Genomic DNA, 16,370 nt, shown 5'->3' on the forward strand with positions numbered 1-16,370 from the left:
TTTGGGTGTTGCTGAAATTAAAAGTTAGCAAACAAACATTGCAATTTTTAATCATCATCAGCAATACCTAAAGATGATATTTATCATATATTTTTCCTCATGATGGCACAAATCACATCAATTTTTCTACCCCGTGTAGACGGGAATCCATATCAAGAGCAATTAATTGATAACTTGAGAAAAATCGGTTTAAAAGTAGAGATACAACAGCCGTTCTCTTCCTCTACTTTTTTCTTTCCGATGGTTATTAAACATTGGAAACCAGATATTCTGCATTTACATTGGGTAGAACCATCATGTATTTCAACAAATGGGTTTTTATCTCTGTTGAAATCAGTTGCTTTTTTAATCCAGTTAGTCATACTCAAAATAATTGGTATTAAACTGGTATGGACTGTACATAATCTCAAAAATCATGATAATTTAAATCTCTTTTTAAATAATTTATGTACTAAAACAGTCATTAAGTTTGCTGATGCAATTATCACTCACTGCGAAGCCGCACAAGAGGAATTAATTAAGACATTTGACCTCAAAGATAAAAATAAACTCTTTGTAGTTCCACATGGCAATTATGTAGAGTGGTACGAAAATAAAATTAGCCGAGAAGCCGCCAGAGCAGAATTAAATATCAAAACTGCTGAAACTGTATATTTATTTCTGGGGTTAATTCGTCCCTACAAAGGAGTCCCAGAACTAATTGAAACATTTCAGAAGTTAAAGAGCGAAAATATTAGATTAGTAATTGCTGGGAAGATTAATAGTCAAGATGCAGATTTAACTGAATTAATTCAGCAAAAAATTACTGATGATCAACGCATTAATTTTATTCCGGGTTATATAGAACCAGAAAAAATTCAAGTATATATGAATGCGGCTGACGTTGTTGTCTTTCCTTACCGAGATATTTTAACATCCGGTGCAGTTATGTTAGCTATGTCCTTCGGAAAAGCTTGTATAGCTCCCCGTAAAGGCTGTTTAGGAGAAGTGTTAGATAATCAAGGGGCATTTTTATATAATTTATCTGATGAAAATGGCTTAATACACGCTATGAATCAGACATTAGATCAACCAAAGGCAATACTGGAAATGGGTCAACATAATCAACAATTAGCTGCCAACTATAGCTGGAAGAATATTGCAGAGTTAACTTTAGAGGTATATCTTTCTTGTCTTTAGAATTACAAAATTATTTACCGAAAAATTTCATAGTTGCTGTATCTAATTGATAATAGTTTTGTAGTAGCTCATAAAGCAAAGGATGATTCTGCTGTAATTGCTGCGGCTTTTCAAAAAAAGTCTCCGTCGCTACAGCAAAAAATTCGGCGGGATTAATTGCACCATAACTATCAATTATAGTCTTCAGACCTTGCTGTACATCCCGACAAAGTTGTTGATATTCTGCTGTCATCACCCTAGACCAAATTGCATAATCTGACTGATGTCGCAAAATAGGAACACCCTCAGCTTTACCATCTTCTTGGTCTAACTGATGGGCAAATTCATGCAACACCACATTACGCCCATCTTGCCAATTTTGCACATCTATTTTTATCTGTTGCCAAGATAATATTACTTGGTCTTTTATCCATGATTCTCCTAATCTGGCATCGCGTCTTTCTGTCACGATATAATTATCAACTGCCACAGTTTGGTTAACAAAATAAGTGCTAGGATAAATCAAAATTGACCGTAATTTAGGAAAGTATTCACCCCTTTCATTGAGTAGGAGTAAACAAGCGACAGCCGCAATAATAATTTTCATTTCTTCTGTCACCTGCAATCCTTGACAGCCAATGAATTGTTTTTCTGATAAAAATACTTGTATATGTCCTTGAAGTTGTCGCCGTTCCGCAGGAGAAAGACAAAGATAAATTGGTAAATTATTTTCAATAACAGCATTCCACAACGTCGGAAATTGACGCTTTTGAATACGATTTCTGCGCTTTTTCCTGAGTATTGGACTTAACCAGATTCCTGACAGAATCAGGCTAATGAGGATAAAAATAACAATTGCCTGTACCATTGATAATCAGCGATCGCTCTCCTTTAGCTTACTCAAATCTCATCCAGCATGGGAATAATTAGCGAAGCGGGTACACCAACACCAATAATCTTCAAAGTATTGGGGCAAACTTAACGTAGAATTAATATTCATCTAGCCCTTGCTCATTTCATCTACCCCATGCTTTGCGACTACCTAGTACAAATACTGACTGCTCGCGTATACGAAGTTGCTCAAGAATCGCCTTTAGAGTATGCCCCGAATCTTTCTGCCAGACTGAATAATCAAATCCTGTTGAAACGGGAAGATATGCAGTCTGTGTTTTCCTTTAAGTTGCGCGGTGCGTATAACAAAATGGCCAACCTCCCGCCAGATTTACTGGCACAGGGTGTCATTGCTGCTTCTGCGGGTAATCATGCCCAAGGCGTAGCTTTAGGTGCGCGACAGTTAGGCACAAGGGCTATTATCGTTATGCCTGTGACTACACCCCAAGTCAAAGTAAACGCAGTCAAAGCGCGGGGTGGGGAGGTGGTATTGCATGGCGATACCTATGATGATGCCTACGCCTATGCTAGACAATTGGAAGCAGAAAAGGGTTTAACCTTCATTCATCCCTTTGATGATCCTCATGTCATCGCGGGACAGGGTACTATAGGCATGGAAATTCTCCGGCAACACCAGCAGCCGATTCATGCAATATTTGTGGCTATTGGTGGCGGTGGTTTGATTGCTGGTATTGCTGCCTACGTCAAACGTCTGCGTCCCGAAATCAAAATTATTGGTGTAGAACCGGTAGATGCTGACGCTATGCACCAGTCATTAAAAGCCGGAAAACGGCTGCGGTTATCTCAAGTCGGTTTATTTGCCGATGGGGTAGCAGTGCGGGAAGTCGGGGAAGAAACCTTCCGGCTGTGTCAAGAATATGTAGATGAAATTATTTTGGTCGATACAGATGATACCTGTGCCGCCATTAAAGATGTATTTGAAGATACACGTTCCATTTTAGAACCTGCCGGAGCATTAGCGATCGCTGGTGCAAAAGCCTATGTAGAACGGGAACAAATCCAAGACAAAACCCTCATCGCCGTCGCCTGCGGTGCGAATATGAATTTTGACCGTTTGCGTTTTGTTGCCGAACGCGCCGAATTTGGCGAACGCCGCGAAGCCATCTTTGCAGTCACCATCCCCGAAGCCCCCGGAAGTCTGCATAAATTTTGTGAATGTATCGGCAGACGTAACTTAACTGAGTTTAACTATCGCATTGCAGACGAGAAAATAGCCCATATTTTCGTCGGGATGCAAATCCAAAACCGCGCCGATAGACTCAAAATGGTAGAAACCTTTGAAAATTGCGGTTTTGCCACCCTCGATTTAACTGATGATGAACTGACAAAACTGCATTTGAGACACATGGTTGGCGGACATTCGCCCCTAGCCCACAATGAACTACTCTATCGCTTCGAGTTCCCCGAACGTCCCGGCGCGTTAATGAAATTTGTAGCTTCCATGAGTCCTAATTGGAATATTAGTATGTTCCACTACCGCAACAATGGCGCAGATTACGGACGGATTGTCGTCGGAATGCAAGTTCCACCCCAGGAAATGAGCGAATGGCAAGCGTTTTTAGATACCCTTGGCTACCAGTATTGGGATGAAAGCCAAAATCCGGCGTATAAATTGTTTTTGGGATGATACCAGGGTATGGGGCATGGGGCATAGGGCATTGGGCATGGGAATACAGTCGCCAATGCCCCAAGAGACGGGGCGATGATGCTCCGCCCCGCCTTCGGCGATCGCTTAAGATTAGCAGAAAGTCTAATACTGTCCGTTCATAAATTGATGTAGGATGCGATAGTAAAATCGGCGTTGACTGTGTGAACAACGGTGACAAGCTACACAAGCAATAAACACCGAGACACAGTGACAAATTTACTGAGAGGAATCAGCAGATGTATGATAGACAACACAAACCTACCCGAAAATCTGCAAATTCCTCTAATACACCAGCCAATCAGTTGACAACCCCTAGCTTTATCGTTCAGCCCAAAGTCGAACCCGCAGATTCCCCAGCCAACACTAAACCAGATTTACAGTCAATATCTAGTCAACTGTTGACGAACATATCCATTTTTCCCCCTGGACATCAACCACCACCACCCCCAACAGTACAGACGCAACTCATTCAGCATCAGCCGGGATCTACACTTCAGCCAGAGATCAATCAGCAGAATCTTTATCACCATGAAAATATAAATTTTCCAGTCAGAGAAACACCGATACAGTTGGCAAGAGAAGCAGGAATGACTGCAACCCCAGATATTGAAGGGTCAATTCAAAAAGCACAAGGAAGGGGACAGCCATTAGCCGATAGTATTAAACAACCAATGGAAAGGGCTTTTGGTGCTGATTTTAGTAGAGTTAATATCCATACCGATGCTCAAGCTGATCAACTCAATCAATCAATTCAAGCTAAAGCATTTACCACCGGTCAAGATATCTTCTTTCGTCAGGGAAATTATAACCCTGCAAACAGAGGAGGCCAGGAATTACTAGCCCATGAACTCACTCATGTCATACAACAAAATGGCAGTGGTTTGTCTCGTCGTGCTATCCAACGTCAACCAGAAGCAGATCCCAAACACCCTGGCTTTTACCAAGATGATAAAAAACCTAAACTTAAACTCAAACTAATTAAAAAAATAGAAGAAGACAAGAAATCACATTTTCAAATTCGTAACCAACTGCAACCTTTGTATTGGAAAGAAGAAACTCCAGATACTTACTATAAAGATGATGGCTTTAGTGAAACATTTCCCCTTGATGATTTCTTGACTACCTATCAATTTGGTGGTTGGTTAGAAACATATCAAGAAACCCTAGCCGAACACACACGCATTGATGAAGATAAAAGCATAGAACCCGCAGAAAAAGAGCGGCGTAAAAATGCAATTTCTATGTATCTGCTGCAACAGTATATTACTAATGCTCTGTTCCGTGCCGAAGAAATTGAACGGATGGATTATCAATCTTCGCCACTGAATTATCAAGATAAAAGTCAATATCTCCGTTCCTTTGCTACCAGTTATGTTAAAGCTCTGCAAGATAAATTACCTGCAAAATATCCTGCTAGTAAACTATACTTGACCCGCACAGACAATTTTGCTGATGTCTTAGATAAATTCTTTGAGGTACTAAAAGTTTCTGGTATTGGAGATGTCAGTCAAGTCCAAACAGGTCTGAGCAAAACTATTACTAAAGCGGCTGAATACCTTTACTACAACGATAAAGACCTCAACGAATATTGGTCTGTGCCAGGTAATCCCCAAGCTTTCGTTGATATTACCCCCATGCTGGAGAAGATTACCACATCGACAGAGCATCAAAAGACTACTGAAAACATTGGTAATTTAGTCAAAAAAGCCCTTGTAGAAGGTATTGCAGAACAATTAGCTAAAATAGAAATTAAGAAAAAGTATAGCTCTGTGCCACAAGAGGAGCAAGAAAAACTTCAGCAAGAGATTGCTAATTCTCTCAAAGTAGAAATTCCAAATGCTGAGATTGATGCAGAAATAGAGGTTTTTCAAGGTAAAAGCAAGAAAAAAGATGAACTGTTAAAATTGGTTTCAGATAATGATAAAAAAGGTTATTATCAATGGTTAAAATCCCTAAAAGCTAAAAAGACTACTCACCAGAAAAATTTTATATCGGCAACAGAGGCAATAGAAAAAAACTCAGAAGACACAGTAGCTAAAGAACTACAAAATAAGAGTTTTCAGGAACTTATAAAAAATGATTACACCAAATATCTAGAAAGTAAAAAGAAGACTTTTAGACAAGAAGATTTCACCGCAGGTGGTGGTAAAGGTTGGGACAGCTACAATCAACTTAAAGATAAGATTAAGCGTGCTTTTTCAACGGCCAATATGGTGGTAACTACAGGTGGGATGATTACCTTTGAAAAGACAGACAAATTTGAGCAATCTGGAATTTTAGTTGATGACTCAAAAATGGAAATGGCTGTAAAGACGGCTATCAACAAATCTGGTAATGTTCCTACCCCCACTGTCGCTAGTCGTAAGCTGTTAAAAGATGCCACACTGAAAGAAATTGTCACAGAAGTGATTGAAAAGCAAAGGGACAAAGCTAGCAAAGAAACTAGAGATAAACTCCAGAAAGTCAAAGATAAAATAACTAAATTTGATCCGAAAACATACACGAGTCTGGTACAAGTAGAAGATCAACTCAAAGAAACTCAAGAGGCCTTAAAGAAATTTAAGACCGAATATACAAAAGATGTTGAGTATGTCAAAGTAGAAGCGGAAGCTGCTATCAAACTCCTCGAAGCTAGCGGCGCACTGAGTGACGACTCTCCTTTACCTGCATTTGTGCTGCGACAGTTACAGCAACATTTACAAGATGCGATCGCCTCTCAAGATAAAATAGAAGACTTCGTTCGCAACATTCAAGGCATTCATGAAGCTGTAATTCTGGCATTGGAATTAAATAATCAAGAATATGACAAGGATTACAACTATCACGCACCCCAATATAAAGAAGGTACCAGCGATAAAGACCAATTCTTCCAAGGGGCGCACCTAACAGACTACGGCTTAAAAGCATTTTCTCAAGCTTACGACGCTGTAGCCGCACAAGTTAAAGCCAACGGTAGTGACAAGCTCGATATTGAAGCATTTTATAACATCTACTTTGAACTCAGAGATAAGCTTGATTCAACCACGAGTAGCAGTAAAGATAAAGTTCGGCTGCAAACTCCCAGTTCTGTAGATGAGTATCTCAAATCTATACGTTGTCGGCAAATAGCCTGGACTCAAAAAGCAGTGGATGTGATTATGATTGACATCCACCCAAACGATGCTACCAAGATGAAAATTGCCCGCAATGAGGTAATTTCTCTGATGAAAGATTTGTTTGGGAAGATATACCAGCGTCCAGACGGAAAAGATTTCCGCCTGACTATCATGATTGACATCACCCTCAATCATACTTCTGAGCCAGAAGTTGCCGCTATTCGTGAAGCGGCTCAACCTTACATTAAAGCAGGCAATCTTAACCTTGTTTTTGTGCAGAGTCTCACCAAATTTGCCCAGTTGGGTATGGATAAACAGAGTGGTGGACTAGTCTTTGCTTACAATGATCCCAAAAAATGGGCGAAATTCAATGAAACCTTGCAGTCTGCCAAACAGCAAGACGAAGTAGATCCCACCATTCAAAAGTATTTTCAGGCATTGTTCAAGCACACCAAGGACGAACAAGTTAAGTATATTGAGGATGTGCGCGCGAATACCAAACAGCTGCACAAAATGTTAGTTGAAACCTTCAAGAAACTGGATATTAAACAAAATGCCATCCAGATTGCTGAGAACACAGATCAAGGTACTTGCTACGTAGCATTAAGATATGATGAATTTGTTGCTAAAATCTACCCCTTCGCTAAGACAAAGAGTTTCGATGAAATACATCACTTCAACGTTGACATTTTAGAAAATGGCATCAACCAAATTCTACGTCAAACAGGATTACCTGTAGCCATGCGCTTTAGTTTCGGCTTCCCAGTATCAAATTTGGGCGAAACAGGGAAAGAAGTACGATTTACTATTGGTTTAGAAGGTAGAGAACAACTGCAAGATTATGTAGATGTTCTTGCATATATTAATGGCAAATTCGCTAAAGAATATGAAGCCTTAGCAAGTAGTAAGAACTTTGATAAACTCACAAAAGACACACAAAGGAAACAATTACTAGTAGAAATTACTAAAGATATTCAATCGTTGACGGATTTAAGAGAGAAACTTAAAGACTTATTAAAAAAAGAGGGTATTTAATAGAGAACGGGTAACAGTGATCAAGTGACTGGTAACTGATATTAAATAAGGAGTGCTATGGACGTATATACCCAGGATGGCAATATTATCCGTCAGTTTCCCAAGGACGACGGAACAACAGAAATAGAAATAGAATTTCTGTTTAATGACCTATTTTGGTCACGATTGTATGGCATCACAATTTTTTATGTTGCTTTCTACAAACGGCTGCACATTGATTATGTAGTCAGTAGCCACACCTTTACCAAAGTAGTAGTAAAACAGAGTGATTTCGACGATCGCGCCCAGCAAGAACTCATTCAAATCATGCTGGAGATTAAAGAGAATAGTAATATGCTCTTGGGTATGGCTGAGAAATATTTGTTTGATCAGCCAGATAGTGGCAATGTAGAGACAAATCGATATCAACCCCTGTTAAGTTACAAAGTTACAGAAGTCGAAGGAAAAGAGTTTCTGGAGAAAGTTGCAGAAAATCTGTGAATAATAATCTCAATGCTGGCGATCGCAGTTATCAAGAAACGTCCAGACACAAATTAACCAACTTAACAATATTCTTCCTTCTCCCCTGCCCCCTGCCCCCTGCCCCCCTGCCTAAACATCCGTAGGTTGAGCCGATTTCATCCGTTCTTCACCCACTTCCGCCTTAGCTTCTGCGATGATATCTTCCCAGTTGTCGCGCAATTCTTCTAAAGCCTCTTTATTGTTTTCATAAAGAGCCAGGCCTTTTTTAACCACCGCTTTAGCTATTGGTCTACCAACACTACCGATAACTGGCAAGAATATGGGTAAAAGAATTATCCCCACAATCCCCGTAACGCCTAAGCCTTCCGTTAAATCTCCAAGGTCGGGTAAAAGCTTAACTGACATAGTGATTTTTCCTCCCTTGTTGTACTTAAACTTATTTTAATGCAAATATCACTATTCAAACTGAGTGGTGAAGCATTATGCAATGTAATGTTACTTTTTCGTAACTGAAAAATTATTGTGTAAAAGATATTTAACAAACTTTGCAACTCAAACCGGAAATCTTGATACAGCGAAATCTCGCTAGGACTATTGCAACGGTTTATACGCGCTACATTATTATTTAAACTGATTTTTCCGGTGCGATCGCTCCTTTCCTATGACGAATGAAGAACTGCTGCGAATTATTGAGCAAGCTGCTAAAGAAAAAGTTACAGAACTAGACCTTTCTAGACAAGGTTTAACAGAATTACCACCAGAAATTGGACAACTAGTGAACCTGCGATCGCTTTACCTCAGCAGTAATCAACTGAGCAGTCTGCCACCGCAAATTGGGCAACTGGTCAACCTGCAATCGCTCTCCCTCAGTGCCAATCAACTGAGCAGTCTGCCGCCACAAATTGGGCAACTGGTCAACCTGCGGTCACTCTCCCTCAGTGGTAATCAACTGAGCAGTCTGCCACCGCAAATTGTCCAACTGTTCAACCTGCGGTCACTCTCCCTCAGTGGTAATCAACTGAGCAGTCTGCCACCGCAAATTGGGCAACTGGTCAACCTGCAATCGCTCTCCCTCAGCAGAAATCAAGTGAGCAGTCCAAGATCAGAAATTGGGCAACTGGTCAACCTGCAATCGCTCGACCTCAGTGGTAATCAACTAAGGAATCTGCCACCGCAAATTGTCCAACTGGTTAACCTGCAATCGCTCGACCTCAGTGGTAATCAACTGAGCAATCTGCCACCGCAAATTGTCCAACTGGTCAACTTGCGGTCACTCTCCCTCAGTGGTAATCAACTGAGCAGTCTGCCACCGCAAATTGGGCAACTGGTCAACCTGCAATCACTCTTTCTCAGCAGAAATCAACTGAGCAGTCTGCCACCACAAATTGTCCAACTGGTCAACCTGCGGTCACTCTCCCTCAGTGGTAATCAACTGAGCAGTCTGCCACCGCAAATTGTCCAACTGATCAACCTGCAATCACTCTTCCTCAGCAGAAATCAACTGAGCAGTCTGCCACCGCAAATTGGGCAACCGGTCAACCTGCAATCGCTCGACCTCTGGGGTAATCAACTGAGCAGTCTGCCACCGGAATTTGGACAACTGGTCAACCTGCAATCACTCGACCTTCGCAGTAATCAACTGAGCAGTCTGCCACCGGAATTTGGACAACTGGTCAACCTGCAATCACTCTTCCTCAGCAGAAATCAACTGAGCAGTCTGCCACCGGAATTTGGACAACTGGTCAACCTGCAATCGCTCGACCTCTGGGGTAATCAACTGAGCAGTCTGCCACCGGAATTTGGACAACTGGTCAACCTGCGATCGCTCTACCTTCAAGATAATCCTCTTGAATCACCGCCACCAGAAATAGTTAATCAGGGGACAGAAGCCATTCTGAATTTTTGCCGACAACAGTTAGAACAAGAAACCGACCGCATTTACGAAGCAAAGTTACTTATAGTCGGAGAAGGTGGCGCAGGTAAAACGACACTTGCTAAAAAAATTCAAGATGAGAATTATCAACTACAACAAGATGAGAAATCAACAGAAGGGATTGATGTTATTCAATGGAAGTTCCTGTTAGATAATGGTAGAGAATTCCAGATTAATATATGGGATTTTGGCGGACAAGCAATTTATCATGCTACTCACCAATTTTTCCTCACTAAACGTTCTCTTTACACCTTAGTTGCTGATACTCGTAAAGAGGATACCGATTTTTACTATTGGCTGAATGTGGTAGAACTACTAAGCGATAATAGCCCCGTACTAGTTATCAAAAATGAGAAACAAGAACGGAAAAGAGAAATTAACGAGCGAGATTTACGGTCTAATTTTACTAACTTCAAAGAAACACTCTCTACTAACTTTGCTACAAATCGCGGCTTACCAGAAATCTTAAATAAAATCAAACACTATATTAGTAACTTACCCCACGTAGGCACAGAACTTCCGAAAAAATGGGTTGAAGTCCGAAAAGCTTTAGAAAGTGATGAACGGCAGTATATTACTTTAGAAGAATATTTAAATATTTGCCAACAACATGGATTTACCAAACGAGAAGATAAACTCCTACTTAGTGGTTATCTACATGATTTAGGTGTATGCCTTCATTTTCAAGATGATGATTTATTAGGAAAAACCGTAATTCTTAAACCTACTTGGGGTACAGATGCAGTCTACAAAGTATTAGATAACACACAAGTTATTCAAAATTTAGGCAAATTTACCCGCAATGATTTAGAGAATATTTGGAGTGAAAACAAATATGTTGATATGCGACCAGAACTATTACGTTTAATGATGAAATTTAAGCTATGCTATGAAATTACTAGTTTTCCTAATAATTATATTGCTCCTCAATTACTCTCTGCGAACCAACCTGAATACGAATGGAATGAGTCTAATAATCTTATTCTACGATACAGTTATGAATTTATGCCCAAGGGTATATTAAGCCGCTTTATTGTTGAAACCCATAATTTTATTGAACAGCAAAAACTTGTTTGGAAAACTGGCGTTGTTCTCAATAAAAATGAAACCCGTGCTGAAGTAATTGAATACTATCACCAAAGAGAAATTAGAATTCGTGTGTCAGGCATTCACAAAAAAGAATTATTAGCCATCATTAGGCATGAACTAGAAAAAATTCATAATTACTACGAACGTTTGAAGTATCAAGAACTAGTTCCGTGTAATTGTGATCAATGCAAAGGTAGCCAAAATCCCTATTCTTACCCTTTGCAAGTTTTATCCAACTCTCTAGGAATTAATAATTATCAAATTCAATGCCAAAAAAACTTTCAAATGGTAGATGTACGTGGGCTGATTGATAATATGCTAACAACTAATTCTAAATTAAAATCAGCAACAGTTACACATATCAATAGAAATCAAGTTTTTATTAGCTACAGCCACTTAGATAAAGACTGGCTAACTAAATTACAAACCCACTTAAAACCCATGATTCGCAATCAAAAATTAGTAGTGTGGGATGATACAAAAATCGAACCTGGAAATGAGTGGCGTGAAGAAATTGAAGACGCTTTAGCAGCAGCAAAGGTATCATTGCTAATGGTCAGCCCTAACTTTTTAGCATCAGATTTTATCGCAGAAAATGAGTTACCACCATTGTTAAATGCAGCCAAATATGAGGGGCTAAAAATTATTTGGATACCTATAACTTTTAGCTTATACGAAGAAACGGAAATTGCTAAATACCAAGCAGTCCATGACCCCAAACAGCCTTTAAAAAGCTTGAGTGAATCAGAACAAGATGCAGCACTAGTAGAAATCTGTAAAAAGATTAAAACGGCATTTCAGTCTGCAAATGACTAAACATTTTATATTTACATTCATCTACTGAAATTAATTCTCCCGCAAAGTCTCAAGACAAAGCTCAAATGCTGTAGGATGAGTAAAAAATACATTTGATCAAGTCCTGTCAAGGAAACCGTTTATATTGAAACCAGTATTTTAGGATACTTGACTGCCAGATTAACAGACAACTTGATTCTGGCGGCAAATATAAAAATTACGCAAGATTGGTGGAATGCTCGTCGTGGTTTTTTTGTGCTTTATGCTTCTGAGATTGTAGAGGATGAAGCGGCCAAGGGCGATACAGCGATCGCATCTCAAAGGCTGAATTTACTACAATCCCTGACTTTTCTGGATTTAACAGAAGAAGCTATGGAACTTGCACAAGAATTTTTGCAGCAAAGCAATTTACCACCCAAAGCCGCTAATGATGCGTTACACATAGCACTTGCCACCGTTTATGGTTTGGATTACTTGCTAACATGGAACTGTAAGCATATGGCAAACGCCCAAATCCAACGCAAACTATCACAGATTAGCTCTGGACTGGGATACGATTTACCCATTATCTGTACACCTTATGAGTTAATGGGATTTGATTCTTGAGGAAAATAAATATGTATGAGGACGATATCGTCAAAGAAATCCATAAATACAGAGAGGAATATGCTAAGTCTTTAAACTATGACCTAAAAGCTATATTTAGCGATCTACGCCAAAAGCAAATTGTGAGTGGACACGAAGTTGTGAAACTTCCTATCAAGCGACGTTATCCCCAACAACCACAACCAACAGCATCATAGACTGTTTACGAGCCTAGTAAAAAGATTAAAACGGCGTTTCAGTCTGCAAATGAATAGTCGCTTGAGTGTGGGGATGCTGAAAGCGGAGTTCTTTGGCGTGTAAGTGTAAGCGACTCACCCCAGCATTGCAACCATACAAGCGATCGCCTAATATCACAACTCCCAATCCTACCAAAGCATGAACTCGCAATTGATGGGTGCGTCCGGTTAATGGTTCAAATTTCACGCGGGTATAATTCCCTTCTCTCGCTATCACTCGAAAGCGCGTCACGCTGGGTTTACCAAGTTCCCAATTAACTTGCTGATAAGGTCGATTTTCGGGATTTCCCCACAATGGTAATTCAATTACACCCTCATCTTGAGTGACAACCTCTGCAAGTATCGCCTCATAAACCTTGTGGACTTGTCGCTGTTGAAATTGCTGGCTAAGTTGGCGATAGGTTGGTAAATCACGCGCTAGCAAGAGGATTCCAGAAGTTTCTTGATCTAAGCGATGTACAGCAGTTAAATTATCGCCATCAGGTAAGGAATTACGCAAGCGACTAATGACGCTATCTTGAGTGTCTAGATAGCGTCCAGGGACAGAAAGTAAACCAGGGGGTTTATTGACAGCAATTAAATATTCGTCTTCGTAGATGGTTTTGACCTCTCCCCAAACCCCTCCCCTACAAGGGGAGGGGCTTACAACTCCCCCTTCCTTTGTAGGGAAGTTAGGTTTCAAACCAGACAACAAAAACCCCATCAACGGCTGACAACGTTCAGCACAAGCACCATAAAATTCTCCCTGCACTTTATCGAAAGCGGCGGGAAACTCCATCCCCTTGCGGGTGGAGAAGGACAGCAGCCCCGCCACATGGGGCATAGGGCATAGGGCATTGGTAGCTTCTTCCCCATGCCCTATGCCCGATTCCCCATGCCCAAAAACTCCATCCCCTTGTGGGTGGAGTTTTTTATCTTGATGGGATGTTCCCCACCAAAATTCTGCCATTGCTAGGGGTTTGAGTCCGTGGGTAGCGGCGTAGTGTAGTAGCTTCGGCGCGCAACAGTCGCCTGTTCCCGTGGGTAAACCATTGGGCATTAATTGCTGTAATGATGAAGATTGCCCTAAAAAATTCATCAGGGAGTAAGCCGCGTGCATCTGCGTTTGTAATTGTCGAGATATGGCTTTACGCTTTTGCTTTAGTTCCTGGATGCGTGTATCTGCTGTGGCGATCGCTGTTTTTAATGTCGCTAAAGTCACATCTCGCTGGCGTTTGAGGTTACGGCGTTCTATCCCCTGTTGGCGGCTTTCCTCATCTAACTGCGTTAAAGCTAAATTTAAAGCTTCCCCTGTGAGTGTATCGGAAAGTTGCTGGCGTTGTTGCTGACGTTGCTGTTTAGCATGAGCATGGCGATCGCTCATGATTTGCAACTGTTGGGCAAATTCCTGGGATAATCTCTCATACTCCTGTCTGGCGGGTAATTGCTGGAGACTAATTAATTCTTGCTTAATTGCAGCCAATTCAGCTAAAGTTTGGGCTTCTTGTAAAGCTACTTGTTTCCTTCCTGGAATCGGCGGAACCCAGCCATCAACTACACTCTCACCATTGAGTAACCCAGAAAAAGCCTTTAATACTTGCTGTTCCCCCGTGGGTGACTCCACCAACAACACACCATACATTTTCCCCTCACGGGAATAATGCTCATCTTCAGCTAATTGTTGCATTAAACCACAGGCGATCGCTTCTACAAAAGATGTGCGCGGAAGTCTCAGTAAATCACCAGTTTGCAGACAACGCCCCTCATACCAATAACGAGGGGATTGATTAATATTATTCCAATCAGAGTCTATAAAATCTGCAAGTCGATGTAGAAGCATTGACACTAAGGAACAAGGATTAGGAAAGCAAAGGAAGCAGAAGGTGAAAATCCAATCCCCAGTCCCCAGTCCCCAATCCCCAGTCCCTATCTTTAATCCACCCTAGCACGCAACGCCGGATAGGGGAACAAGGCTTGGAATCCTGCTTGACGCTCATCTAAAGATTCTGAAGAGTAGTTCCACATACTACTGTAGTAGAAGAAGGCTACCCCTAAGCCTCGTTGCTGGGTGGCTCGGACTTGAGACTTAATTTGTTGGATGGAAACGGGATTATTTCGTAAACCTGTCATCACCCCAATTGCGGTGGGAATGGTTTTTTGGGCTTCTTGAATTTCTGGGCGGGAAATATTAGCCACAAAACTTTGCAAATCAGGACGGTAAACTTGCACAATTAACTCATCTATCAAACCTTGTCTTAACCAAGTCAGCCAATCTTGTAGCTGAAACTTGTAAGCAAAATCATAGTAATTAGGTGAGACAGAAAAAATTACATTGGGTTTTCTGGCTTTGACGGCTTGATGTAGCTGAGTCATGAATGCAGTAATTTTATCAGCTCGCCAGCGCAACCAACTGGGGTCTTGGGGATTAGTGGGAGGACTTTTCTTAGTTTCTTGGGTGTAGAGAGCAATGGTGTAGCGATCGTAGCCAAACTCATGAGGTAAACTCATGTGATCATCAAACTGAATTCCGTCAACATCATAGTTACTGACAATTTCTAAAACTAGATCACTGATTAACTTTTGAACCTGGGGATGAAAAGGATTCAGCCATACTACTTCCCCAGCCGCACTCATAGAAGTCTTGCCACCATTACGTTTTTGTGTCAACCATTCTGGATGATTCACAGCTAGTTCTGATGTAGGAGGAGCCATAAACCCAAACTCAAACCAAGCATTCGCCAACAAACCCCGACGATGGGCTTGGTTAACTACATCTGCTAAAATATCGTGTCCATCTGAGCCACGAAAAACAAAAGGTTGAATACCAGCCCTTTGCGCTACAGCACTGGGATACATCACATAACCAGAATTCCACACCACAGGATAAACAGTATTAAAGTTCATTTCCTGGAGTCGATTCATCGTCTCTTGGACTTTGCGGCGATCTCTGAGGATATTAAAATCATTATTCGTCAACCAAACGCCACGAATTTCTTGACGTGGTAATTGGGCAAGTACAGGAGTGAAATTACTCACCAACAAGACTGTAACAAACGATATGATAGCCAAGATGGGGAACAAGCGTCTTAGTTGGATGTTTCGCCGCCAAACTTGGCTCAAGAACATAAATCTTACAGGTTTTAATGATGTGTGAATCAATGCAACACACCATTGCCAAATTTTGCAGTGTAATTTACTAGCCATACAGTCTAAAAGTTTGGATGCTGAAATAAAGAATCGGTTGATATTGATTTTTCAGTAGAGCGCGCCAAATTTTTGCATCAGGCTAACTGACGCATACTTAGTAAGGAAAGTATAGTAGATGCTCTTAATGTTAATTGGTGTATGATGAACTGTTCTTTGTAATAGTCATCAATCAATCACTTGGATGTTACCATGTTATGGCTAATAGCTCAAATAAT

At 40.8% G+C, this 16,370-nt stretch carries 11 protein-coding genes; 7 read left to right on the forward strand and 4 right to left on the reverse strand.

Annotation, left to right across the window (positions count from 1 at the left end; all coding sequences use genetic code 11):
* Positions 1-99 precede the first annotated feature (99 nt).
* Positions 100-1,179: a glycosyltransferase family 4 protein gene (locus CLI64_RS13475; protein WP_225977583.1), complete on the forward strand. Its 1,080-nt coding sequence runs from the start codon at positions 100-102 to the stop codon at positions 1,177-1,179.
* Between the two features lie 10 nt (positions 1,180-1,189).
* On the opposite strand, the gene CLI64_RS13480 is transcribed toward CLI64_RS13475, so the two are convergent.
* On the reverse strand, positions 1,190-2,026 hold the full coding sequence (locus CLI64_RS13480; RefSeq protein WP_103137707.1) for a zinc-dependent peptidase: 837 nt from the start codon (positions 2,024-2,026) through the stop codon (positions 1,190-1,192).
* Positions 2,027-2,185: 159 nt separating this feature from the next.
* Here CLI64_RS13480 and ilvA point away from each other — a divergent pair, with 159 nt between their 5' ends.
* From ilvA to CLI64_RS13495, 3 genes are all read left to right on the forward strand, one after another.
* Positions 2,186-3,697: a threonine ammonia-lyase, biosynthetic gene (gene ilvA, locus CLI64_RS13485; protein ID WP_103137708.1), complete on the forward strand. Its 1,512-nt coding sequence runs from the start codon at positions 2,186-2,188 to the stop codon at positions 3,695-3,697.
* Positions 3,698-3,954: 257 nt separating this feature from the next.
* Complete coding sequence (locus tag CLI64_RS13490) at positions 3,955-7,848, forward strand: DUF4157 domain-containing protein (RefSeq protein WP_103137709.1); 3,894 nt, start codon at positions 3,955-3,957, stop codon at positions 7,846-7,848.
* A 57-nt stretch (positions 7,849-7,905) separates the two neighbouring features.
* On the forward strand, positions 7,906-8,328 hold the full coding sequence (locus CLI64_RS13495) for a hypothetical protein (RefSeq protein ID WP_103137710.1): 423 nt from the start codon (positions 7,906-7,908) through the stop codon (positions 8,326-8,328).
* Between the two features lie 111 nt (positions 8,329-8,439).
* On the opposite strand, the gene CLI64_RS13500 is transcribed toward CLI64_RS13495, so the two are convergent.
* Positions 8,440-8,715, reverse strand: coding sequence for a DUF5132 domain-containing protein (locus tag CLI64_RS13500; protein WP_103137711.1), 276 nt, complete (start codon positions 8,713-8,715; stop codon positions 8,440-8,442).
* A gap of 256 nt (positions 8,716-8,971) precedes the next feature.
* On the opposite strand from CLI64_RS13500, the gene CLI64_RS13505 reads away from it, so the two are divergent.
* The 3 genes from CLI64_RS13505 (at position 8,972) to CLI64_RS13515 (ending at position 12,930) form a co-directional block, all read left to right on the forward strand.
* Positions 8,972-12,148: a COR domain-containing protein gene (locus tag CLI64_RS13505; RefSeq protein ID WP_103137712.1), complete on the forward strand. Its 3,177-nt coding sequence runs from the start codon at positions 8,972-8,974 to the stop codon at positions 12,146-12,148.
* A gap of 147 nt (positions 12,149-12,295) precedes the next feature.
* On the forward strand, positions 12,296-12,733 hold the full coding sequence (locus CLI64_RS13510) for a type II toxin-antitoxin system VapC family toxin (RefSeq protein ID WP_264082503.1): 438 nt from the start codon (positions 12,296-12,298) through the stop codon (positions 12,731-12,733).
* Between the two features lie 11 nt (positions 12,734-12,744).
* Entirely contained in the window at positions 12,745-12,930 is a 186-nt protein-coding gene (locus CLI64_RS13515; RefSeq protein WP_103137714.1) for a hypothetical protein, read from the forward strand.
* A gap of 25 nt (positions 12,931-12,955) precedes the next feature.
* Here CLI64_RS13515 and CLI64_RS31570 read toward each other — a convergent pair whose 3' ends face one another.
* Positions 12,956-14,788 carry a pseudouridine synthase gene (locus tag CLI64_RS31570; protein WP_225977584.1) on the reverse strand — a complete coding sequence of 611 codons (1,833 nt, stop codon included), beginning with the start codon at positions 14,786-14,788 and terminating at the stop codon, positions 12,956-12,958.
* 92 nt (positions 14,789-14,880) lie between these two features.
* Positions 14,881-16,152: a glycoside hydrolase family 10 protein gene (locus CLI64_RS13525; RefSeq protein WP_103137715.1), complete on the reverse strand. Its 1,272-nt coding sequence runs from the start codon at positions 16,150-16,152 to the stop codon at positions 14,881-14,883.
* Between the last annotated feature and the right edge of the window lie 218 nt (positions 16,153-16,370).

The organism is Nostoc sp. CENA543 (genome assembly GCF_002896875.1).
Taxonomy (GTDB): domain Bacteria; phylum Cyanobacteriota; class Cyanobacteriia; order Cyanobacteriales; family Nostocaceae; genus Trichormus.

What these genes read in the sequence shown, in the direction of transcription:
- CLI64_RS13475 (WP_225977583.1), top strand. Translation starts at nt 100, where the DNA reads ATGATGGCACAAATCACATCAATTTTTCTACCCCGTGTAGACGGGAAT.
- CLI64_RS13480 (WP_103137707.1), bottom strand. Translation starts at nt 2,026, where the DNA reads ATGGTACAGGCAATTGTTATTTTTATCCTCATTAGCCTGATTCTGTCA.
- ilvA (WP_103137708.1), top strand. Translation starts at nt 2,186, where the DNA reads ATGCTTTGCGACTACCTAGTACAAATACTGACTGCTCGCGTATACGAA.
- CLI64_RS13490 (WP_103137709.1), top strand. Translation starts at nt 3,955, where the DNA reads ATGTATGATAGACAACACAAACCTACCCGAAAATCTGCAAATTCCTCT.
- CLI64_RS13495 (WP_103137710.1), top strand. Translation starts at nt 7,906, where the DNA reads ATGGACGTATATACCCAGGATGGCAATATTATCCGTCAGTTTCCCAAG.
- CLI64_RS13500 (WP_103137711.1), bottom strand. Translation starts at nt 8,715, where the DNA reads ATGTCAGTTAAGCTTTTACCCGACCTTGGAGATTTAACGGAAGGCTTA.
- CLI64_RS13505 (WP_103137712.1), top strand. Translation starts at nt 8,972, where the DNA reads ATGACGAATGAAGAACTGCTGCGAATTATTGAGCAAGCTGCTAAAGAA.
- CLI64_RS13515 (WP_103137714.1), top strand. Translation starts at nt 12,745, where the DNA reads ATGTATGAGGACGATATCGTCAAAGAAATCCATAAATACAGAGAGGAA.
- CLI64_RS31570 (WP_225977584.1), bottom strand. Translation starts at nt 14,788, where the DNA reads ATGCTTCTACATCGACTTGCAGATTTTATAGACTCTGATTGGAATAAT.
- CLI64_RS13525 (WP_103137715.1), bottom strand. Translation starts at nt 16,152, where the DNA reads ATGGCTAGTAAATTACACTGCAAAATTTGGCAATGGTGTGTTGCATTG.